This is a genomic window from Baekduia soli (assembly GCF_007970665.1).
Taxonomy (GTDB): Bacteria; Actinomycetota; Thermoleophilia; order Solirubrobacterales; family Solirubrobacteraceae; genus Baekduia; species Baekduia soli.
On record NZ_CP042430.1, the window covers coordinates 1399065 to 1422083 of the forward strand.

Here is a 23019-nt window from a genome sequence, read left to right on the forward strand (position 1 = left end):
CGGCTCGGGGGCATCACGGTCGGCGCTGCGCTGCCCGTCGCGGCTCGTGACGTCGGCCGCTACTCGCGGGAATCCAGCAGCCCCACGTCGATCGAGCGAGGCTCGATGGCCTCGGCGGCGCCCAAGGGTGCGCGCTCGGGAACGTCGAGCGTCGCCTCGTACCCGGGCGGACGCGGCCCGAAGTCGAACAGCGGCACGACGGCACGGGCTCGCGCGCTGCGCAGACGACGTGTCGCCTCGAGATCGTCGAGCACGACGCCGTAGTGGTCGAGCGCGGCCTCCTGGGAGACGAACCCCTTGGCCACGTCGTCGAGGACCCATTCCACAGGTCGCTGGAGGGGGTCGCCCCATCCGCCCGCGCCGGCGGTCTCGTAGATCAGGACGTCGCCCGGGCCGACCTCCACGAAGTCGACCTTGGCGGGCAGCGCCTCGCGCTCGCCGTCGGCCCGCACCAGCTCCTTGCGCGAGCGTCCGCCGTGCCGTCCGCCGCCGATGCCCCACGGGTGCGAGACGTGGCGATCGTCGAACATCGACAGCTCGCCGGGCTCCAGGAAGCGGACGATCTTGCGTACGCCGCAGCCGCCGCGGTGGTAGCCGGCGCCGCCTGAGTCGGGAACGATCCCCGACTCCTCCACGATGACCGGGTAGTAGGTCTCCTGGTACTCGCCCGGCGTGTTCTCGAGTTGCGGGTACCAGCTGTGCGCATCGAGGCCGTCGCCGGCGGGACGGGCGGGGATGCCGCCCATGAAGATCTCGAGCATCCCGAACGTCTCGCCGGCACGGGTCGTTCCCGAGTACAGGAGGTGCGGGCTCGACCCGTAGCCTGCGGCCGCCGCGGTCTCGGGCACGTGGCGGCCAAGGGCGCCGGCGATGACGTCGATCCAGCGCGACATGGTGCTGTGCCGGATTCCGAGCGGCGCCGGGTATCGCGGCCGGAGCAGGGTGCCGTCCTCGATCCGGATCTCGATCAGGTCGTAGAACCCCTCGTTGAACAGCACGTCGGGGTCGAAGACCATGATCAGGTAGACGCCGATCACCATCTTCATCATGCCGTCGTGCAGGTAGAAGTTGATGGGTCCGGGCGCCTGTGGGGAGGTGCCGGCGAAGTCGAAGATCGCTCGGTCGTCCTCGCGCCAGACCGCGAGCTTGATGCGAAACGGCCCGTTCCCGCGGCCGTCGTCGTCGACGAAGTCCTCGAACGCCTGGGGTGATGTCGGCAGCTTGTCGACGATCAGCCGTTGGACGGCGGCACGCGTGCGCTCCAGCAGCAGGTCGCCCGCTTCGAGATACACGTCGCGACCGAACCGGTCGCACAGCTCGACGACGCGCCGCTCGCCCAAGGCGGTCGCCGTGCAGAGGGCCATCAGGTCTGCGACCGCTTCCTCCGGAGCCCGCGAGTTTCGCGCGAGCACCTTCACGAGCGACCGGTTGAGCACGCCCGCCTCGTACAGCTTGACGGGGGGAAAGCGGATCCCTTCCTCGAAGATCGAGCGCGCGGACGTCGGCATCGAGCCGAAGACCGTCCCGCCCACGTCGAGCAGGTTTCCGAACTGCGCGGTGAAGCCGACGAGCTCGCCCTCGTGGAAGACCGGTCGGGTGACCAGGAGGTCAGGAACGTGCGAGATCGAACCGCCGCAGAGATACGGGTCGTTCTGGAGGATCACATCTCCGGGCGCCAGGTCCTCGTCGAGCTCGTCCAGGAACGAGGCGAGATGCGAGCCGAACTGCCCGACCAGCATCCTGCCGTCGCGGTCGGCCACCAGCGGGTAGGTGTCATGCGTCTCGCGGATCACCGGCGACAGCGACGTGCGGAACATGACCGCGTCCATCTCATGGCGGATCCCGCGCAGCGTGTTCTCGATGATCTCCAGGGTGACGGTGTCAACGCTCATGGCAACCTCTCGATCAGCAGATTGGACAGCGCATCCACTCGCGCGCCGAACCCCGGATGCACGAGCGTGGTCGAGTCCTCCTGCTCGATCACCGCGGGCCCGGCCAGGTGGTGTCCCGGCTCGAGCTTCGTCCGGTCGTACCGGGGGGCGATCGTCCACGAGCGGTCCCAGTAGATCTGGTGGTCGCCGTCGGCTATCGCCTGAGCCGATCCCTCGCGGATGGAGGCGTCCGCGGGTCGCGTCGCGGGAACGGGCTTACGCCCGGCAGCCACGCACCGGACGACCACCACCTCGGGCTCGATCTCGAGCTCGAACTGGTACGTCTGCCGATGTTGGGCGACGAAGCGCCGGGCAATGGTGTCCAGCAGGTGAGGGTCGCCCGCCGGGTCGGCGTGGACGATGGGCAGCTCGTAACCCTGCCGGAAGTAGCGCATGCCGATCTGGAAGCCGAGGTCTCGGTCGGCGGCGTCGAAGCCGCGATCGGTGAGCCACGCGTTCGCCTCGGCGGCCAGCTCGCCTACGATGCCGCGCAACTCCGCCTCGTCAACGCGTGACAGCCGCCGCACGTAGCTGCGCGAGAACTCGCGTTGGACGTCGGCGACGAGGAACCCGTAGGTCGAGAACACGCCGGGCGCGGCCGGCACCACCGCAACCGGGCTGCCGAGCAGCTCGAGCAGCGCGTTGGCGTGCAGCGGCCCCGCCCCGCCGAAGGCGAACAGCGCGAACCGGCGTGGATCGTGGCCTCGCTGGACGGACACGAGGCGCAGGCCGCCGAGCATCCGGTCGTTGATCACCTCGATGATGGAGCGCGCGGCCTGCTCGACCGACACGCCGAGCCGGTCGGCGACCCGGCCGACGGCCTGCCGGGCCAGGTCGTGGCGGATCTCCATCTGGCCCGCGAGCAGGCTCGGCAGGTAGCCGAGCACGACGTTCGCATCGGTCACCGTGGGTTCGCCGCCACCGCGCCCATACGCCGCTGGGCCCGGGTTCGATCCGGCGCTCTCGGGCCCGACGCGCAGCGCGCCCGTGAGCGGCACGTGTGCGAGCGAACCGCCTCCGGCGCCGATGGCGACGACGTCCAGGGAGGGGACCCGCACCTTGTAGTACTCGGTCAGCGAGCTGCGTCGCGCCACCGCGGCGTGCCCCCCTCGGCTCAGGGCGACGTCGGTGCTCGTGCCGCCGACGTCGAAGCTCAGCACGTCGGGATGTCCGATGAGCCTGCCGATGTGCACGGCCGCGCGCACGCCGCCGGCCGGTCCGGAGAACACCGTCTCGATAGGACGTTGAACCGCGTCCTCGCCGCTCATCACGCCGCCGTCTGAGCGGACGATGTTGAGGTTGGTGGTCGGGAACGACGCACGCAGCTCCTGCTCGAGCGACCGCACGTAACGGCGCATGGCCGGCTGCACGTAGGCGTTGGCGACGGCGACCAGAGTACGTTCGTACTCGCGCATCTCCGGCAGGACGCTCGATGCCAGCGAGATGGGCAGGTCGGATGCCTCCGCCGCGGCCCACTCGCCGATCTGCTGCTCGACGTCGGGCCGCGCATAGCCGTGGACGATCGCGATCGTGATGGCCTCCACGCCGGCGTCCCTGAGCTCGCGAACCGCCGCACGAACCCCCCCTTCGTCGTGCGCGAAGAGCTCCGTGCCATCGGCGGTGATCCGCCCGCTCAGCTCGCGTACGTCCCGGGTGTCGGCCAGCGGCGCGGGCTTGTCCCACACCATCCACCCGCTGACCGGTCCGGGGGTCCATGAGCGAGCGATCTCCAGGACGTAGCGATAGCCACGGGTGGTCAGCAGCCCGACGCGCGCGCCGCGCCGCTCGACGACCGTGTTGGTCACCACGGTCGTGCCGTTGAGGATCAACTCGACCGCCGCCGGGTCGACGGCCGCGCGCCGCGCCGCCTCTCGAACACCCGCGATTACCCCGATCGCAGGGTCGGCGGTGCTCAGCACCTTGGCCAGCGTCGGGGGCTCTCCGTCGACGGAGGCCAGCAGCACGTCGGTGAACGTTCCGCCCACGTCGACACCGACCAGGTATCTCCCTGGGGTCTCAGACGCTGGCGGGTCGTCCGCGCCGGCTTTGAACGACAAGGGGCTTGCCTCTCGACTCGGTGGGCGTGGCGGCCGGCGGAGGAGGCCCGGCTCGCGATCACCGTAACGGCGCCGTGGGCTCCAGGTCAATAGATCCGATCTTTGACCGGATATGCGCAGATTGTCCGCCATTGCCGGGCATCGAGCGCCATCCAGATCGGATCTATGCAGTGGGCCGAGCGTGTGCGCGACTCACGGATACACTCGCGCCGGTTCCCCATCGGCCGGCCCTGCACCACGGATGACCCGGATCAAGAAGGCTCACCAGCACGTCTACGAGCAACTCCGCGGCCGGATCGCGAGCGGCGCGCTCCCCAACGGGGCTCGCCTTCCGAGTGAGGCCGAGCTGGCAGGGCAGTTCGGCGTCAGCCGGGGCACGATGCGCGAGGCGCTGCGCGCCCTCGAGATGCAGCACCTCGTGCACACCACGCGCGGGGTCGGGGGCGGCAACGTGGTGACGACACCGACGGTCGCGCAGGTGACAGGTGACATCGGCGCCAACATCATGATGTTGTGGGAGGCCGACGACCTCGCGCTCGAGGAGTTCCTGGAGGTACGCGGGCTCCTCGAGGTCTACGCGGCGCGCCAGAGCGCCAAGCGGCGAACGCCCGAGCAGCTTGATGCGATGCGACGCGCCCTGAGCGCAGAGCCGCCCAGCGACGGCACGGCAGAGCGGATATCGCTCAGTGCGGACTTCCACATGGCTGTTCTTGCCGGAGCGTGCAATTCGTTGCTGACCCTTCAGGCGGCGCCGATCTACATGGTGCTCAAGCAGCGAATGAGCCGTGAACCGCTGAACGATGCGTTCGGCTGCCAGCTCCACGACGAGCATCGAGACATCTACGACGCCATCAGAGATCAGGACTCCGCGCGCGCCGCCCGCCTCATGCGCGCCCACCTGAACTGGCAGGTCACCATCTACAGGCGCATCTGGAGCGATCCGCCCGCCGGCGCTTCGGGCGCGTCCGGTCCGCCGGCTCTCTAGGCGCCGGATCGTCGGCGCCGGCGCCCCCGACCGTCGCCGCCACGCGCGGACGTCGTCAACCAACCACTGCTTCTCGTTCGTGAGGGTCTGCAGCGGCGCGCGAAGGATCCTCGACCGCCGCCAACAGCGCGATGCGTCCACCGACGACAACGCGGCGGATGAGCGAGAGGGCGCTCCGACCTGGCGAGGCCCGACCACGACGAGCACCCGCGTGTCGTCGAGGGCCTCGAGCGCCCTCGGACACATGTGGCGCTCGATCACAGTGATCCCAACCTCGCATCCTCGCCCGGCAGATCCGCAGAGTCGGTCGGCAGATCTTCCGAGTTCACCTCGGCCGATCCTCGGCGACGGCCGCCCGATACATCGGGCGCTGAGCCGGCGCGCCGAGCAGCGCGGCCACGCGGCTACTTGAAGGGGACGGTGACCGGTCCGGACAGGCGCCGGTAGACGGCGAAGAAGTCGCGGTCGTCGGGCACCAGGTAGCGGTTGGCCGACTGCTGCGGCTGGGGCTCGACCAGTCTGGGGACGACGTCGTGTCCGTGGCTGTAGGTGATCAGCGTGTGCCACTCGGGGTTGATGTCGAACTGCATCGCGCGGACGGCGCCGATGTGGCGGAGGATCTTCGCCAGCGTGATCACCGTCTGGCCGTCGGCGGCGACGAAGAGCAGGTTGCCGCGGCGGTCGATGCCGACGCCGGTGCGCCAGACGCGGGTGGCGTGGCCAAGCGAGAACCCCCACTGCGGGCTGTCGGGGTTGCTGTTGAGCTCGGGGTTCAGGTGGCCGTTCCAGACGATCGGCCGCAGGCTCTGTCGCGACCACGCCACGTCGGTGCCGGCGTTCGGGCCTCCCCGCCACCTCACGATGTCGATGCGCCCGTCGCGGTAGCCGACGAGCGTCGCGTTGCCGTCGGTCAGCGGCTCGTTGACCCGGCCGTTGTCGGTCGACCCGTTGTGGACGTCGGTGGCGATGAAGCCCGCGTTGAAGGTGGCGAGCAGGCGCCCGCGCTGGCTGCTGGGAACCATCATCGGCCCGCGCACCGCCGCGCGCGGGGGCTCGTAGCGGCCCGGGTAGTAGGCGATTGCCGTGCGCGCGTGGTCGAACCAGGCGACGTAGGCGACGACGCGCGGGTAGTCGACCTCCGGGCGGAAGGTCGTCAGGAGCACGGGCGGGTGGCTGGCAACGGGTGGGCCGGCCGGATGCCAGACGCCCTCGCCCGGCAGCGGCTGCGCGAAGACGGGCCGGATGGGGCGTGGCCAAGCCGCGTGCCGGGAGGGGGCCCCAGCGGCGGGCGTGGGGCCGGCCGCGGGGCCGCCCAGCCCCACGAGCGGCAGCCGCTTGAGCTGCGGACCGCCCTTCCTCGGGGCGTGCGCGCCGTAGTAGGCCTGCTCGGTCACGTCCACGATTGCGTTGCCGAACGGCACGTCGGCTCGCACCCACTCGACGCTGCGCACGCCGAAGGCCATGCTCGTCGGCCGCAACATCCACACCGCATAGGAGATGAGCGCAGGCCCGAGCAGGACGAGGACGACGGCCACGGCGGCGACGCGGCGCCGTCGGCCCCTCGCGGTGGCCCGGGCCGGCGGCTCGCTGCCGGCGGCGGACGCCGTCACGCCCGGTGCCTCGGGCGCTTCCGAAGGGCGGCTGACACCGCCGCCAGATCCCGACCGCCGCAGAGGATTCATCCGATAAGTCTCTACCTCGTGTCACCGGAACGCGCCAGAAGGTCGCGCGTACCGGGGCGGCCGGACGGCGTGCCTCGTTGCGCGGCCTACGCGGTCCGCGACGCCGAAGTCGAGGTTCGACACCGTGATCGACCGCGGTCGCCTGGCCAACCAGCGCATCACACCCACCACCGCCGTGACGATCGCCGCCTGGCACGTATCCACCGGCGCCTGCAGCTCGGCCGCTGAGTCGAGCTGCCGACGCCGCGCGTCGACGGGCAGGTGGTGTTCAGCGCCCGCGCCGCGCAGCTGCGAGCCGGCCCGGAGTCACCGAGGGAGAGCATCGAGTTTCCGCGCCCGATGGACGCCGACATGTCGTGAGCGCCCGAGAGGATTCGGACCTCTGACCTTCGGTTCCGTAGGGGCTGCCCGCTCGCTGAAAGACCTGACTTCACGCAAGTTAGCGCAAGTACGATCTGGCTGCAAAAAGTACTCATTTGCGGGCTGTGGGACCTATCGGGGACCCGCGGGATGAATGCACAAGAACACTAATCAATGACAGCGGCAGTGTGTGGTGGACACCGGGCGGGTTCGGTCGTCACCTGCTTGACGATCTCCGCGATCTGGCCTCGGGTGCGGTGCCGCGCGGTCACGGACTCCGCGTCAGACTTGGCGATTAGGCGAATACTCGACTAGTCTGTTGGAGTGCTGTTTTCGACGCCGACACCAAGCAAGGCACTTGCTTCGCAGCTGCGCGAGCTCGATGGGCTGCGCGCTCGTCTCGGCGACGCGACCGGAGTCGCGGGTCCGTGGCTGGGTCAGCTGCGACGCCAGGTGCGAGCGAGCACGATGGAGAGCTCGGTCTCGATCGAGGGCTTTCACGTGCCCAGGGGCGACGGCCCGGGGATCGTGGCAGGCTCCGACGTCCCCGATCCGGCAGACACCGATCGCATGGCGCTGGCCAGCTACGCGCGTGCGATGGACCACGTCGGCACGCTGGCCATCGACCCGCACTTCCGGTGGCTGGATCGCGTGATCCTCGACCTGCACTTCGATGCCTGCCTCTTCCAGCGCGACCGCTCGCCCGGGTTGTGGCGCACCGGGCCGATCTACGTCACGAGCCCAGGCGGCGGACCACCGGCCTACACCGGCCCGGACTTCGATGAGGTCCCTGGACTCATGGATGACGTCGTCGGCTGGCTTCAGGACGGCGACCTCGACAGCCACGTCGCGGTGCGTGGCGCGATGGCGCACCTGCACGTCGTCTCGGTCCATCCCTTCGCCGACGGCAACGGGCGCATCTCCCGCATCGTCCAATCGCTCGTGCTCGCGCGCGCCGGGCTGCTCGCGCCGGAGTTCAGCTCGATCGAGGAGCACCTCGGTCGTCATACCGGCGATTACTACCGCGTCCTGCAGCAGGTCCAAGGCGGCAGCTACCAGCCCGACCGCGACGCCACGCCGTGGATCCGCTTCTGCATCACCGCCCACATCGAACAGGCGCGAGCACGTCTGGACCAGATCGCCGCCGCATCCGCGCGCTGGGCGGCGCTCGAAGAGCTCGTCGAATCCCGAGGCTGGCCGGACCGGCTCGTCATCGCCCTCGAGCAGAGCCTCTTCGACGGCGTCGAACGCAAGGCCTACGCCCTGGAAGCCGGTGTTTCCCTGGCCACCGCGACCACCGACCTCAGGCGACTCGTCGACGCCGCGCTCATCCATCAGCAAGGACGGACCCGCAGCACGCGCTACGTCGCCTCCCCTTCGCTGCGTGAGCACCTGCAATCCGGACGGTGACCGCACCCGGGGCGACACCGGGTGGGCACGCTGAGAACCCGCCCACATCGTCGACTACGTCGACCAGTTCGTCCCAGTGCTCCGACGCATGGACGCAAAACGCCAACGTGCCTACTCGAGGCTCGGCTACAAGGCCGGCTGACAACCCAAGGGATACGGGGTCGCTCAGATCCAGCACGAGGGCGTCGTGCGCGGTGCACTTCAGCGGTGCGCACATTGACGATTCCGAGTGGGCGACCGCGAGGGCTGGACGTCGCCGGATGAACAGGCCCACCCGCGCTGTAGTTCGTGAGTTGCCAGCCGTCGCCCCAACGTCCTGCATGGGCACAGTGATGAACGCGACGCGCGTCAGGATGTCGGGCGGCATGTCGTTGCCCACCACCCATTCGCCATCGCGGCCCCGCTGCAACCGCTCGGGGCCCATGGCACATCGCGGTATAGCGATCGCGGTCACGGGCGGTCCGGCGTGAGGTGATGCCGAGAGGCGCGCGGGTCAGACTGTCACCGGTGTCCTGCTCGCATAGGAGAATGAGCCGATGTTCCTCAGCACTCTGAAAGTCGCTGGATATCGCGCCGCAGCCGACGGCGAGTTGGAGGTATCGCTCCCCGGGCGATTCAGTGTTCTCGTGGGCGCCAATGGCGTAGGTAAGACGACGGTGTGTGACGGCGTCGTCCTCGCACATCGGTCGGTGTTTCCACGATCGCCAACCTTCGCCGCCGAGGCGCTCGGCGCTCGACCGCGCTCAGTTTCGGCGGCGTACAGCTACGAAGCCGATCTATCCGATGAGGGTCCTCTCGGGCGCGCGCTCCAGATCGCAAGCGGACATGAAGCGCCGGGCGGGTCGGCGGGCGAGTGGACGCGAGACCTCAACCGTCAGCTCGGCGTCGTCCGCCCGGGCCAGCCGTCCGATTCCTCGCTCCTTGAGCACCTGCGGCTCGTGCACCTTCCCGCGCACCGGAATCCCCTGGACGAACTCGCCAGACGTGAGGCCCGGGTTCTCGTTGAGCTTCTCCGGGCACAGCAGCAACGCGCAACCGGCGGCCGCGATCTCGGTGGCCTCCGGGCCAGCGCGACGAATCTTCTGGAAGCCTTGGCCCAGCACGATCTGATCAAGGCGATCGAAGAGCGCATCGCAACGCATCTCGCGTCCCTGTCAGCCGGCGTGACCCGGCAGTGGCCGTATGTCCGCGGACAAGTGGTCGACGACCTGTATCTCGCACGCGTACTCGAGTTGATGCTCGCCACTCTTGAAGGCCGCGAGCATGCGCGAGCGCTGGATGTGTCGGGTCTCGGCTACGTGAACTTGCTGCACGTTGCGATCACGCTCGCCGCCATCCCGGACCTGAGTATTCCCCTGCAGCCCACCGGCCCGACCGACGAGCGTGGCCCGGGTGAATCGGACCAACAGGCGCGGGCGGCGCCGCAGGCTGACGCCGACCTCGACGATGTCGCCGCGGAGGCGCAGGCTGAGGAGGATTCGTTCTTCCCTGCCGGCGTCTTCCACGCGACTTTGATCCTGGAGGAGCCAGAGGCTCATCTGCATCCGCAGTTGCAGCACTCGCTCATCCGTTATCTCCGTGCAATCACGCTGCGTCGCCGAGAACTACAGGTCATCGTCTCCTCGCACGCACCCGACATCGTCTCGGCGTGTGACCCTGAGGACCTCGTTGTTCTGCGGCGAGGCGGCGCCGGGGATCGCCGGTCCGTGGCGATTGCCAGCGTGCCGATCACGGACCGCGACGATGTACTGCGCAAGACGCGGCTGCATCTCGACGCAAGCCGTTCGGCAGCACTCTTCGCAGATCGGCTGGTCCTGGTCGAAGGCGTCACCGAAGTCGCCGTCCTCCGCGAACTCGCCCACGTCTGGGCCGCTGGCGATCCGGACAAGCAGGCATTCGTGGATTCCCTCACCATCGTTCCAATGGGCACGAAGGTTGGTGCTTGGCCGGTCCGACTACTTGCGACACCGGGGTCTGAGATCTGCTCGCGGCTCGCCATCTTGTCCGACAGTGACAAGCCCCGTGAGATCGAGCCGAGCGTTCCTGATTGGCTAGCCGACCACGACGGTGACATCGCGCGGATCTTCTTCAGCCGTCCGACGCTTGAGCCAGCGCTGACCGAACGCAACGAAGCCCTCGTCTCAAGCGTGCTGGACACGATGGGGTTGGCGTCCGACGAGCCGGCATCGGTCGACAACGTCGAGGCGATGTTCCGCGGTTCCCGCGCAGCCCGCGACGACCGTCCGGCGACTCCGGCGGGCGCCGGCGCGAGGCGTAAGGGCGAGTTCGCTCTCGAGTTCGCAGCGCGCGTACGACTCGCTCGACACAAGGGCGAGGTCGTCAACGTCCCCAAGGAAGTCGCCGAGTTGCTGGCGTTTTTGTACGAAGGCCCGCTTGAGGCTATGCACGCGGCAGGCACAACCAGTACATGATTCGCCTGCCGGCGACATCGCTCGGCGCGTCTCTGACTGCGGAGCAGCGCGCTGCCGTTGGCGCGCGGGCGTCAAGGTTGTACATCGAGGCCGCCCCCGGATCCGGCAAAACCACCGTCGCCGCTCATCGCTTCGCGGTCCAGCGCTTCCAGCGCACCGCTGTGATCGACCCTAGAGCGGTCGTGGCCGTGAGCTTCACACGAGCTGCGACCTGGGAGCTCGCCACGCGAATTCGTCGACACTGGGGTCGCATCGGCGTGACTCGACCCCACCGCGTCATCACTCTCGACACGCTGATCTACGACCTCCTCGTGTCTCTTCTGCGCGGCGGCCACCTCCTATGGCCTGGAGGGCACATCGAGCTCGACGTACGAGACACGTGGAAATCGGTCGTGGAACCCTCCTTCACGAACCGCGGGGTGCGGATCACGTTGCTCGGGTCGAGGGCCGTCGCCGTTCCTCGGATCTACGAGAAGGCATTCAGCCAGCCGCAGCCGGCCGGTGTGGCGAAGTGCATCAACGCGGGAATGTGCACCCACGAGGACGTGCGCGAGCTGCTCGCCCTCGCGCTGCAGAAGCCCGAGCTCCGACAGTTTGCCGTTGAGCGTCTCGAGGCTACGACCCGTGCGCTCATCGTCGACGAGGTCTTCGACGCCAACGATCTGGACCTCGAGGTGGTGAGGCTTGCGGCCGACGCCAACGCCGAAGTCACGCTCATCGGTGACCCGTGGCAGGCCCTCTATCGGTTCCGGGGCGCACGCCCCGACCTCGTGCCGGCTCTCGTGGCCGACCTTCATGCTGAGAGTGCGCAACTCACCACATCGTTCCGGTGGCGATCCAGCGCCCAGGCGCAGTTGGCCGCAGACCTCCGGGCCTCCAAGCCGATCGCTGTCGTACGTGGCGACGCGTCCGATGTCCTGGATGTCGTTCTCGCAGCCGAGTGGAAGCATCTCTGGGATCTCAACGCTTCGGTCCTGCCACTCGCCTTTGGATCGGCCAAGTGGAACATCCCCGAAGCTGGCGCAACGCTGCTGCTGGACTACGTGACGCGAGCCGTCCTCGCCCTGCCGGCGGTGTACCGCGACGACGCCCTAAGCACGCTGGGCATCGAAGATCCGGAAGTCAGCGCCCGGCTCGATCTGCTGTGGCCGGACGTGCTCGACCGGCTACGTACGCCCGGTAAGCCCGGGCTCGTGGCCGCCTACAACGGCATCGTCGCCGCACTGGCTACTGAGTCCAGCGCCGTGTTCCCGGAAGTCCGCGGGAACTACACCAAGCGTCTGGGCTGGCTTCGCGAACGGATTGTCCAACCTATCGACCCGATCCCAGGTCTCACGGTCCATCAGGCGAAAGGTCGAGAATGGGACCGTGTGGGCGTCGCCCTCACCGACGACCACCATGGCTCTCTCAGCCAGGGTCTGAGCCATGAAGTCACAGCGCATCGGCTCATCTATGTCGCATGCACTCGAGCGCGCGAGAGCACCATCGCCGTCTGACTGTCTCGCCTGTCCAATCCGCTAGGTCGTGGCCCTGGAGGCGTCGGGTCCGCCGCCCATCGTGCGACGCTCGCCGCATGAAAGAGAACGTATGATGAACCACCTGCCGTAGGCGCCCTGCGGCCGCTGGTCGGCGCCGAGAATCTGCCCCGACCGCAACATGTTGCGTAGAGGTAGACCCGGACGAGATGGACTGTCGCGCAGCAAGCCCGCGGCGTCGAGCCAACGGGCGGCCTCCACGGCCGTCACCTCGTCCACTCCGGCACGCCGGATCCGCCGCTGCAAGAAGGCGTTGATCTCCGCGCCCGCGGACGTCATCGCGGTGAGGGCCAGGCGATGAGCTCGGCGCTGACGTCGTGAACTGCTGCCAGCCGGAGTTCCCACGCGGTGCTGGCGACTGTCAGTGCCGCGGTGTGCAACGGTCGCGTCCGAAAGCGGGCCGGGAGACTGCTCGGCCCCATGCCGTGTTCGTTTTCCCGCCACCACCGCCAGTGGTCGTCGTAGAGCAGTCCGAGAACACGGCTGTCGTGGTCCAGGTCGCGGAAGAATTCGGTACCGCGGGCCGGCCGCTGCCAGTCCTTCACGGGCGCTGCAGCTAGGAGATAGCCGGCGTCGGCGCGCCCCTCGAAGAGCGCGAAGGCGAGCTTCGGCGCGTCCCAGACGCACTGGACGGCCGCATCGTTGCCGCGGCCGGCCTTCAGTTCGATCATGACCGGCTGCCGGCCAGGCCGGTGGAGTGTCACGTCAACGTTGCCCAGCCGCGGCCAGGCATCGAGCTTGAGGCCGAACTGGGTTGAGACAGCGGTCTCCGGCTCCCGCGAGGCTGCCAGACGCGCAGCGGCCTGGGCACAGGCAGGCTGCAGATGGTCACGCTCGTTGACGTGGGTGAGGCCTTCTGCCCGCGCTCGTGCCTGGAGGTCGACGGCGGTCTGGTCCACCAGTTCTACGAGGATCTCGTCGACGGCCCAGCGATCGCCTTCGCCGCCGGATAGGCACTGGAGCCGCTCGCGAATCGCCGTGACGTCCATGACCCATTGGCGTCGGTCACGTCGCGCCGAGTAGCGCGTCAGGCGTACGAGCTCTTGCCGCTCGTCTGCAGGCAGCATGTCTGCCATCGAGCTCTCGTCGACGATGACCCACAGCTCCTGCGTCGTTCGGTTCTCGGCCGCGTAGACCGCGCCCCCTTCGCCGCCGGCGACCTGTTCCGCCGGGCCAACGTCGGACTGCCATGGGTATCCGCACGGGTGGCGCGTCGTCACCGGTGTCATCGTCTGACCGTATCGCGCAGGTCGGGTCGAATCCCGCCCCTCTCCTGGTGCGGCTCGCTCGCCGCAGACGAGGCTCGCGTGTCAGAACGACGCATGGGCCACGACCTAGAAGGACCAGCTCAACACGACGCAAGCCGCCGGCGATGCGTCGAGGTTCAACCAGGAGACGACAGTGCAGATGACAGGTCCGATGCTCGACCAGCAGGCACCATGTCCGCGGTGCAGGAGCGTGCAAACGGTCCCGATCAGCTGGGGCATGCCCACAGAGGAAGCCGAGCACGATGCCGCGGCAGGCCGCGTTGTGCTCGGCGGATGTCTGGTCGGCGACGGCGATCCGGGGACGCAATGCCGCGCTTGTGGCCATCGCTTCGGTGCTGCCCGCTCCTAGCCAGAGGTCGCGGGAGGGCTGATGTGGTGTCCAGACTTGTCGTACCCCATCGCGGGACAACGCAGGGCAGCGCTCGCTTGAAGAAATCCGCGCGACGGCGCCACACGGGCGGAACGTGGCTCGAACAGTTGTGACGCCCGGTCGTCAGGGCCGCGGTATGAGCTACGTGAAGTCATCGCCGCGTCGGTCCCAGTTGGCTTCAGACGATCGCCTACTCGTATGCCCTCCGCGATGTGCAGTGGCCCAATCAGGCACGCTCCACTAGGCAGATGCTCCACCTTCATCGAGCTACCCGTGCCGACGCCCTTGTCGACGCCCTCCGCGAGACCCTCGCCACACCGCCAGCGGAGCCGTTCGCGACCGAGGTCATCGCCGTGCCGTCCAAAGGGGTCGAGCGCTGGATCGCTCAGCGGCTGTCGCTGCATCTAGGAGCGACGACCGGCCGCCTGGACGGGATCTGCGCCAACGTGGCGTTCCCGTCGCCACGTGCGGTCATCGATGGCGCGCTCGCCGGCGCGGCGGACATCGACCCCGACGAAGACCCGTGGGGTCCGGGCCGTGCGGTCTGGCCGCTGCTGGAGGTGGTCGACGTATGCCGCGATGAGGCGTGGCTCGGCGCCCTGCACGCGCACCTCGAACGCTCCCGCGGGAGGCTCGGCGCCGTGCGGCACATCGCCGGGCTGTTCGACAGCTATGCACTGCACCGGCCCGAGATGCTCGTTCGGTGGGCCTCGGGCGATGACACCGGCGTCCCCACTGACGCCGCGTGGCAGGCCGAGCTCTGGCGGCGACTGCGTGCGCGCCTGGACACGCCCAGCCCGCCCGAGCGCTTGGCCGCCGCGTGCGCCCGCCTTCGTGACGAGCCTGGTCTCGCAGACCTCCCGGAGCGCCTCACCATCCTAGGCCTCACGCGCCTGCCGGCCGCGCGCCTGCAGGTGCTCGCCGCGCTTGCCGCGCACCGCGACGTCTACCTCCACCTCCTGCACCCATCGCCTGCGCTGTGGGAAAAGGCCGCCGCCACACTGGGCGCTCAGGTGCCGTCCGCACCCCGCCGCAGCGACGACCCGACCGCTGCCCTGCCGGACAACCGCCTGCTCGCCTCATGGGGCCAGGACGCGCGCGAGCTCCAGGTCGTGCTCGCCGCCAGCGGCCCTCGCACCGATGTGCAGCACGATGGCGAGCCCACCGAACCTACGACCCTCCTCGCCCGCCTGCAGACTGCCGTCCGTGCCGACGCCGCGCCCTCCAACGAGGCCGCCGAACGCGCACCGCTAGGTCTCAAGGACGACAGCCTGCTTGTCCATTCCTGCCACGGCCGCGCGCGCCAAGTCGATGTCCTGCGTGACGCGCTGCTCCACGTCCTGGCCGACGACCCGACGCTCGAGCCCCGCGACATCATCGTGCTGTGCCCCGACATCGAGGCCTACGCGCCGCTGATCCACGCGACGTTCGGCTCGGGTGAGGTGCTCGAGGAGATCGCCGACGACGTGGAGGAGCCCACTGGCCTGCCGGACCGTCCGGACCTCCGCGTGCGTCTGGCCGACCGCGCACTGCGCCAGACCAACCCGGTGCTCGGCGTCGTCGCCCGGCTCCTCGAGCTCGCGGGCGCGCGCGTCACGGCATCGGAGGTCCTGGACCTGGCCGACCGCGAGCCGGTCCGCCGGCGCTTCCGCCTCGACGACGATGACATGGCGCGCGCGGAAGGGTGGGTCGCGGCCTCCGGGGTCCGCTGGGGTCTCGACGCGCCCCACCGCGGGCCCTTCGACCTCCAACACCTGTCGCGCGGCACCTGGCAGGCCGGCCTGGACCGCGTCCTGATCGGCGTCACCACGACCGAGGACGAGCACCGGCTGGTCGGCGGCGTCCTGCCCCTCGACGATGTCGGCAGCTCTGACATCGACCTCGCCGGCCGCCTGGCCGAATTGGTCCACCGGCTTACGGTGGCGCTCGACGCCCTCACCGCCGCACAGCCACTGAGCACCTGGGCTGACGCGCTCCTCGGCGCCGCCGATGCCCTCACCTCCACCCGTCCGCTTGACGCCTGGCAGCGTCAGGAGCTCGCCACCATCCTGACCGACCTCGTCGATGAGGCGACGACGGGCGACACCGAGAACACCACGGTCCTCACCCTCGCCGATGTCCGCGCGCTGCTGGCCGACCGCCTCCGCGGCCGCCCGACGTGCGCGAACTTCCGCACCGGTCATCTGACCATCTGCACGCTTGTCCCGATGCGCGCGGTCCCGCATCGCGTGGTCTGCTTGCTCGGCCTCGACGACGAGGTCTTCCCACGCGCCGGTACACGTGACGGCGACGACCTCGTGCTGCACGACCCGCACGTGGGCGACCGCGACGCCCGCCTCGAGGACCGCCAGCTGCTGCTCGACGCGCTCATGTCGGCCGGCGACCGGCTGCTCATCACCTACAGCGGAAGTGACGAACGCACGAACGCGAAGCGTCCCCCAGCGGTCCCGGTGGGCGAGCTGCTCGATGTGGTCGATCGCACCGTCCGCGTCCCGACCGGCCGGCCGCGCGATCGCATCGTCGTCGAGCACCCGCTGCAGCCGTTTGACCCCCGCAACTTCACGGCCGGCGAGCTTCAGCGCGACACGCCGTGGGGCTTTGACGCGCCGACCCTGGCGGGCGCCCGGGCGCTGGACGGGCCGCGCACCTCGCCGGGCCGATTCCTGCCGGGGCCGCTGCCCGGCATCGCTAGTCGGTCGCTCGAGGTCGACGACCTCGTGCGGTTCGTGCAGAAGCCGGTGCGCACGTTCCTGCGTCGCCGGCTGGGCATCACGGTCGGTGAATACGACGATGAGATCGACGACGCGCTGCCGATCGAGCTCGACGACCTCGAGAAATACGGCGTCGGCAGCCGGCTGCTCGACATGCTCCTGCACGGGGCCGCGCCGAAGGACGCCGTGAGCGCTGAGCGCGCACGCGGGTTCCTGCCGCCCGGGGCGCTCGGGCAGGCGGTCATCAACGAGGTCTGGCCGAAGGTCGACGCCGTGCTCGCCTGCGCGCGCGACGTCCTGGACCTGGAGAGCGAGCCGGAGTCCCTCGATGTCCGCGCGGTTCTGGCCGACGGCCAGACGCTCAGCGGCACGGTCGCGGGCGTCGCCGGCGACGTCCTGCGCTCCGTCTCCTACGCCACCCTCGGCCCACAGCACCGGATCGCCGCATGGGTGCGCCTCGTCGCGCTCACCGCAGCGCACCCCGAGCGTCCCTTTCAGGCGATCACCGTGGGACGCCGCAAGGCGCAAGCCTGCGTCTCACGCATCGGCCCGCTCGGCGACGACCCGCAGACCCGGTCCGCGACCGCGCTCAAGCACCTCGCCGCGCTCTCCGACCTCATGGACCGCGGGCTGCGTGAGCCGCTGCCCATCGCCTGCAAGACCTCCCACGCCTACGCTGACGCGGTGAGTAGAGGATTCGGCGCGCCGGGGACATCGGCGGCGCGCGAGTGGGTCTCCGAGTTCCGCTTCGACAAGGAGGACCGAGAGCCCGAGCACCTGCTCGCCTTCGGCGGCCAACAGCCAATCAGCTTCCTGCTCGCACCGCCGCCGCGCACCGACGAGCGCGCCTGGCACGAGCAGGAGCAGACGCGCTTCGGCGTCTACGCCCGCCGCCTGTGGTCCGGCGTCTTCGCCCACGAGCAGATCGAGACCCGGTGAGCGAGCCCCGGCGCTTCGACGTCCGCGGGCCGCTGCCCACAGGGGTCACCGTCCTGGAGGCCAGCGCGGGGACGGGCAAGACGTACACCATCGCCGCGCTCGCGGCGCGGTACGTTGCGTCCGGCATCCCGCTGCACGAGATCCTCCTCGTGACCTTCACGCGGCTGGCCACGGGCGAGCTGCGCGAACGGGTCCGCGAGCGGCTCCTGCAGACCGAGGAACGGCTCACGCACGTGCTCGACGGCCAGGCTGCCCCCGACGATGCGGTCGTGCAGCTCCTGGCCGCCGGCCCCGTCGACGAGGTGCGCGCCCGGCGGGACCGGCTGGCCCATGCGCTCGCCGACTTCGACGCCGCCACCATCGCCACGACGCACGGGTTCTGCCTCGAGGCGCTCAGCGGTCTGGGGATCGTCGGCGACGTCGAGCAGGGCTGCGATGTCACCGAGGACGCGTTCGATCTGCTCGAGGACGTCGTGGACGACCTCTACGTCCGCCGGTTCGGCCCCAAGGGCTCGCCGGCCTTCAGCCGGCACGAGGCCCATGAGATCGCACGAGCCGCGGTCGGCAACCTCAAGGCCACGATCTTGCCGCTGGACACCACCGGCGATGGGCGGCCGGCGATGCGGGCGCGGCTGGCCGGCGTCGCGCGCGAGGAACTCGAACGGCGCAAGCGACTGTTCGGTGTCCTGACCTTTGACGACCTCCTGACCCGGCTGAATACCACGCTCGCGGATCCCGCGACCGGGGGGTTCGCGGTCGCCAAGCTGCGCGACCGCTACAAGATCGCCCTGGTCGACGAGTTCCAGGACACCGACCCGATCCAGTGGGACATCGTCCGCCGCGCGTTCGCCGAGAACCTCGAGGACGCGGGGGCGACGCAGCGCGCACTCGTGCTGATCGGCGATCCCAAGCAGGCGATCTACGCCTTCCGTGGGGCCGACGTCCACGCCTACCTCGAGGCGGCGCGCGTGGCGGGCGACCAGCAGACGCTGGCCACCAACTGGCGCAGCGACCAGGACCTCATCTCCGCCCTGGACGCCATGTTCGGCGGCGCCCGTCTCGGCCACGACGAGATCCTCTACCGCACGGTCCAGGCCGTCCCCGCACACCGCGACCGCCGGTTGCACGGCACGCCTTCGGACGCCGCGCTGCGCATCCGGATCGTGCAGCGCGACAACCCAGCGGTGGCGGTCACCAAGCAAGGGATGGCGTCGGCCCAGAGCGCACGCGAGCACGTGGCGGACGACGTCGCCGCCGACATCGTGGCGGTTCTGACCTCGAACGCGGAGATCGAAGAGCGCTCGCCGTCGGGCGCGACGACCGGGACGCACCGTGTCGGCCCGGGTGATCTCGCGGTGCTCGTCCGCAAGCACAGCCAGGCGACGCTCGTGCACGACGCGCTGCGCCGCGTCCGTGTGCCCGTGGTCATCAACGGCGCCGGGAGCGTCTTTGCCGGCGACGGCGCGAAGGCCTGGCAGGATCTCCTCCAGGCGCTCGAGCGCCCCACCTCGGGGCCGCGCGCCCACGCCGCCGCGCTGACGCCGTTCCTGGGCTGGACCGCCCAGCGCGTGGCCGAGGCCGACGACGAGACCTGGGAGTCCGTCCACCGTCGCTTGCACGGCTGGGCGCGCGTCCTGCGGACCCGCGGCGTCGCTTCGTTGTTGGAGGTCATCACCACGTCGGAGCGGTTGACCGAGCGGGTCCTGGAGATCGAGGACGGCGAGCGCCGGATGACCGACCTGCGCCACGTCGGCCAGCTCCTGCATCAGGCCGCGGTGGACGAGCGCCTCGGTACCACGGCGCTGGCCGGGTGGCTGCGCGCCCGGATCCGCGCCGCCATCGCCGAAGGCGGCGACGAGGAGCGCACCCGACGGCTGGAGTCCGACGCCGACGCGGTGCAGGTTCTGACGATCCACCGCAGCAAGGGCCTCGAGTTCCCCATCGTCTACTGCCCGTTCCTGTGGGACACGATCTGGCGCGACGACAAGGTGGCCAACCCGGTCGTGTTCCACGACGACGTTGACGACGCGCGCAAGGTCGACGTCGCGCTCGAGGGCTCGGCCTATGCGGCGCACGCCGCGCTCGCCACGACAGAGGAAGAGGGGGAGGAACTGCGCCTCGCCTACGTCGCGCTTACACGCGCGCGTCACCAGGCGGTGATCTGGTGGGCAGGCACACGCGACACGCGCTCGTCGCCACTGAGCCGGCTCGGGTTCGCGCGCGAGGAGGACGGGACCGTGCGCCCACAGTCCGACGTGCCCTCCGACGCGGAGGCGGCCGAGCGGTTTCGCCGGCTGGGGGAGGCCGCGGCCGGGTGCATCGCCGTCGAGCGCTGTGCGCCGCGCCCGCTCACGCAGTGGCAGCGGCCCGCGCCGCCCGACCGCGACCTCTGCACCGCGCGCTTCGACCGCGAGATCGACCGCCGCTGGCGCCGCACGTCCTACAGCGGGATCACCGGCGCCGCCCACGACCCGGTCGTGACGAGCGAGCCCGAGGCGCGGCTGCGCGACGACGAGACGCCCGATGGGCCACCGGCCACGACGCAAGCAACGGACCAGGAAGTGGCGCTGCACGACGTGCCGTTGCTCCTCGCCGACATGCCGGGCGGGACGCGAGTGGGGACGTTCGTGCACCACATCCTTGAGGCGGTGGACTTCGCGGCGGCCGACCTCGACGCCGAGCTCCAGTCGGCCATGACGCACGAGCTCGCCCGCCGCCCGCTCGACGTCGGCGATCCCGCCGTGGCCCGGGCCGGATTCGGTGCGGTCTTGGAGACGCCGCTGGGGAGTGCCGTCGGTGACGTCCGGCTGGCCGACATCGCCGTGCCCGATCGCCTGGACGAGCTGGAGTTCGAGCTGCCGCTCGTCGGCGGCGACGCGCCGAGCGGGCGGCTGACCCTCGACGCCCTCGCCGATCTGCTGCGTGCACACGTCCCCACCGGCACGCCCTTGCACGGCTATGCCGACCGGCTCGGCGACGAGCGGCTGCAGCACGACCTCCGCGGCTATCTGACCGGCAGCATCGATGCCGTGCTGCGCCTGCCCGACGGGCGCTTCGCCATCGTCGACTACAAGACCAACCGCCTCGGCGGGCCGGACGTTCCGCTGACCGCCTGGCACTATCGGCCGGCAGCCCTCGACGCGGCGATGCAGGACTCGCACTACGGCCTACAGGCGCTGCTCTACACCGTGGCCGTGCACCGGTATCTGCGCTGGCGGCTGGAGAACTACGATCCGGACCGGCACCTCGCCGGCGTCCTCTACCTCTTCGTGCGCGGCATGGTCGGGACCGACACGCCCGTGGTCAACGGGGAGCGGTGCGGCGTGTTCACCTGGCAGCCCAGCGGCGTCCTGGTCCGCGCACTGAGCGACGTCCTGGACCGCGGAGCGGTCACGGCATGACGTACGCCGACCCCTTCGACGTCCGCCGTTCCACGGCCGCGACGGGGTTGCTCGCCGCGTTCAACGACGCGGGCGTGCTCGCCGCCGCCGACGTTCATGTGGCGCGGCGGCTCGCCGTGCTGTGCGACGAGCCCCCGGACGGGCCGGTGGCGCTCGCAGCCGCGCTGGCCGTGCGTGGGCCCCGGTTGGGGCACGTGTTCGTCGACCTGGCGACCATCCGCGACACGGCGACGGTCGACACCGACGATCTGGTCGACGTCTCGCAGCTCCCGTGGCCGGACCCGGCCGGCTGGGCGGCGGACGTTGCCGGGAGCCCGCTCGCGGGGCCGGCGGCCCCGCGCCGTTATGCCTCGACGGCTCGCGCCTTTATCTGGATCGGTACCTCGGCGAAGAGCGCCAGATCGCCGACGACCTGATCGCGCTCGCCGGTGGTCCGGCGCCGGCCGTCGATGATGCCCTGCTCGGTGAGGGCATCCGTCGGCTCTTCGGCGACGAGGTGTCAGGTCGGCAGGCGCTGGCCGCGGCGGCGGCCGTGTGTGCACGGGTCTCGGTGGTCGCCGGCGGTCCCGGCACTGGGAAGACCACGACCGTGGCGCGGATCCTGGCGCTGCTCTCCGAGCAGGCCGTCGCGGCAGGCGCGCCGCCGCCGCTGATCGCGCTAGCCGCGCCGACCGGCAAGGCCGCTGCTCGTCTCCAGGAGGCGGTGCACGAGGAGGCGGCCCGGCTGCCGGTGGCGGCCGCAATCCGCGACCAGCTCCTTGCGTTGCACGCCGTAACGGTGCACCGCCTGCTCGGATGGCGCTTCGACAGTGAGATCCGCTTCCGCCACGACCGTGGCAACCGCGTGGCCTACGAGGTTGTTGTCGTGGATGAGACATCGATGGTGTCGCTCTCGCTCATGGCCCGGTTGGCCGAGGCCGTGCGACGCGACGCGCGACTCGTCCTGCTCGGTGACCCCGGCCAGCTGACCTCCGTCGAGGCCGGCGCGGTGCTCGGCGACGTCGTCGGGCCTGCCGCGGACACGCTGCGCATGGGGGAGGGGACCCGCGTTCGATTGTCGGGGGTGGTCGGCCACGAGGTGGTGGCGGACGATCCGCCCACGGGTGTGGTGCTGGGCGACGGCATCGTCGTGCTGGACCGTGTGCGCCGCTACGGGGGCGGAATCGCTGCGGTGGCAGAGGCGATCCGCCACGGAGACGCCGACGCGACGATCGCCGCCCTGGAGGCCGACGCCGTCGACGTGCGGTGGATCGCCGAGGACGTGGCGGCCCCGCGGGACCCGGCTGCGTTGGACTGTGTCCGGGAGGCCGCGGTGCAGACCGGGCGCGCGGTCTATGACGCCGCACGCGCCGGCGATCCCCGCGCGGCGCTTGAGGCCCAGCGCGCATTCCGCATGCTGTGCGCGCACCGCCGCGGGGACCACGGCGTGGCGCTCTGGAACAGTCGCGTGGAGAGCTGGCTCGCAGCGACGGTGGAAGGCTTTGACGCAACCACCCGCTGGCACGTCGGCCGGCCGGTCCTGGTCACCGCCAACGACCACGAGCTGCGCCTCTACAACGGCGACGCCGGCGTGGCGGTAGCGGAAGGGGAACGCCTCCGGGTGGCGTTCGAGCGGCGCGGCGCGGTGCTGGAAGTCAGCCCGACTCGTCTGGAGGCGGTCGAGACGCTCTACGCGATGACCATTCACAAGGCGCAGGGCTCCCAGGTAGGGACCGCGGCCGTCCTTCTCCCGCCCCCGAGTCCCGAATCCTGACCCGCGAGTTGCTGTACACGGCGGTCACGCGCGCCCAAGAGCACCTCGTGCTCGTCGGCCTCGAGGCGACGATCCGGGATGCGGTGGCGCGGCCCGTCGCACGGGCGTCGGGATTGCGCCAGCGGCTATGGGGCGAGCGCGGATAGCATGCCGTGCGCCTACTCGCTCAGCCGCGTGACCGGCAG

Annotated in this window: 10 protein-coding genes and 1 pseudogene; 7 read left to right on the top strand and 4 right to left on the bottom strand. The window is 70.3% G+C overall.

What is annotated here, in order from left to right; all coding sequences use genetic code 11:
- Positions 1-59 precede the first annotated feature (59 nt).
- Together FSW04_RS26850 and FSW04_RS06570 are read right to left on the bottom strand one after the other, a co-directional pair.
- Positions 60-1892: a hydantoinase B/oxoprolinase family protein gene (locus tag FSW04_RS26850; RefSeq protein WP_228431218.1), complete on the bottom strand. Its 1833-nt coding sequence runs from the start codon at positions 1890-1892 to the stop codon at positions 60-62.
- Positions 1889-4120, bottom strand: coding sequence for a hydantoinase/oxoprolinase family protein (locus tag FSW04_RS06570; protein WP_146917563.1), 2232 nt, complete (start codon positions 4118-4120; stop codon positions 1889-1891). Before FSW04_RS06570 ends, FSW04_RS26850 begins: the two co-directional genes overlap by 4 nt.
- Positions 4121-4229: 109 nt before the next feature.
- Here FSW04_RS06570 and FSW04_RS06575 point away from each other — a divergent pair, with 109 nt between their 5' ends.
- Positions 4230-4973 (top strand): FadR/GntR family transcriptional regulator, encoded by a 744-nt coding sequence (locus FSW04_RS06575; RefSeq protein ID WP_187369306.1) that lies wholly within the window; start codon positions 4230-4232, stop codon positions 4971-4973.
- Positions 4974-5377: 404 nt separating this feature from the next.
- Here the strand turns inward: FSW04_RS06575 and FSW04_RS06580 are convergent, their stop codons facing one another.
- Positions 5378-6583: a phosphodiester glycosidase family protein gene (locus FSW04_RS06580; RefSeq protein WP_187369307.1), complete on the bottom strand. Its 1206-nt coding sequence runs from the start codon at positions 6581-6583 to the stop codon at positions 5378-5380.
- Positions 6584-7339: 756 nt separating this feature from the next.
- Here FSW04_RS06580 and FSW04_RS06585 point away from each other — a divergent pair.
- From FSW04_RS06585 to FSW04_RS06595, 3 genes are all read left to right on the top strand, one after another.
- The gene (locus tag FSW04_RS06585) at positions 7340-8425 is read left to right on the top strand and encodes a Fic family protein (RefSeq protein ID WP_187369308.1); all 1086 of its coding nucleotides are present in this window, start codon (positions 7340-7342) and stop codon (positions 8423-8425) included.
- Positions 8426-8961: 536 nt separating this feature from the next.
- A complete protein-coding gene (locus tag FSW04_RS06590) occupies positions 8962-10857 on the top strand; it encodes an ATP-dependent nuclease (RefSeq protein ID WP_146917573.1) in 1896 nt (631 codons plus the stop codon).
- Positions 10854-12353 (top strand): UvrD-helicase domain-containing protein, encoded by a 1500-nt coding sequence (locus FSW04_RS06595; protein ID WP_146917575.1) that lies wholly within the window; start codon positions 10854-10856, stop codon positions 12351-12353. The genes FSW04_RS06590 and FSW04_RS06595 overlap by 4 nt, the downstream gene beginning before the upstream one ends.
- 314 nt (positions 12354-12667) lie before the next feature.
- Here FSW04_RS06595 and FSW04_RS06600 read toward each other — a convergent pair whose 3' ends face one another.
- Positions 12668-13612: a hypothetical protein gene (locus tag FSW04_RS06600; RefSeq protein ID WP_146917577.1), complete on the bottom strand. Its 945-nt coding sequence runs from the start codon at positions 13610-13612 to the stop codon at positions 12668-12670.
- 666 nt (positions 13613-14278) lie between these two features.
- On the opposite strand from FSW04_RS06600, the gene recC reads away from it, so the two are divergent.
- The 3 genes and pseudogenes from recC to recD all read left to right on the top strand — a co-directional run bounded on the left by recC (position 14279) and on the right by recD (position 22980).
- Positions 14279-17680, top strand: a complete 3402-nt coding sequence (gene recC / locus FSW04_RS06610) for an exodeoxyribonuclease V subunit gamma (RefSeq protein WP_146917581.1) — start codon at positions 14279-14281, stop codon at positions 17678-17680.
- Positions 17677-21081: a UvrD-helicase domain-containing protein gene (locus tag FSW04_RS06615; protein ID WP_146917583.1), complete on the top strand. Its 3405-nt coding sequence runs from the start codon at positions 17677-17679 to the stop codon at positions 21079-21081. The genes recC and FSW04_RS06615 overlap by 4 nt, the downstream gene beginning before the upstream one ends.
- Positions 21078-22980, top strand: a pseudogene (recD, locus tag FSW04_RS06620) (exodeoxyribonuclease V subunit alpha). The gene FSW04_RS06615 and the pseudogene recD overlap by 4 nt, the downstream one beginning before the upstream one ends.
- Positions 22981-23019 lie beyond the last annotated feature (39 nt).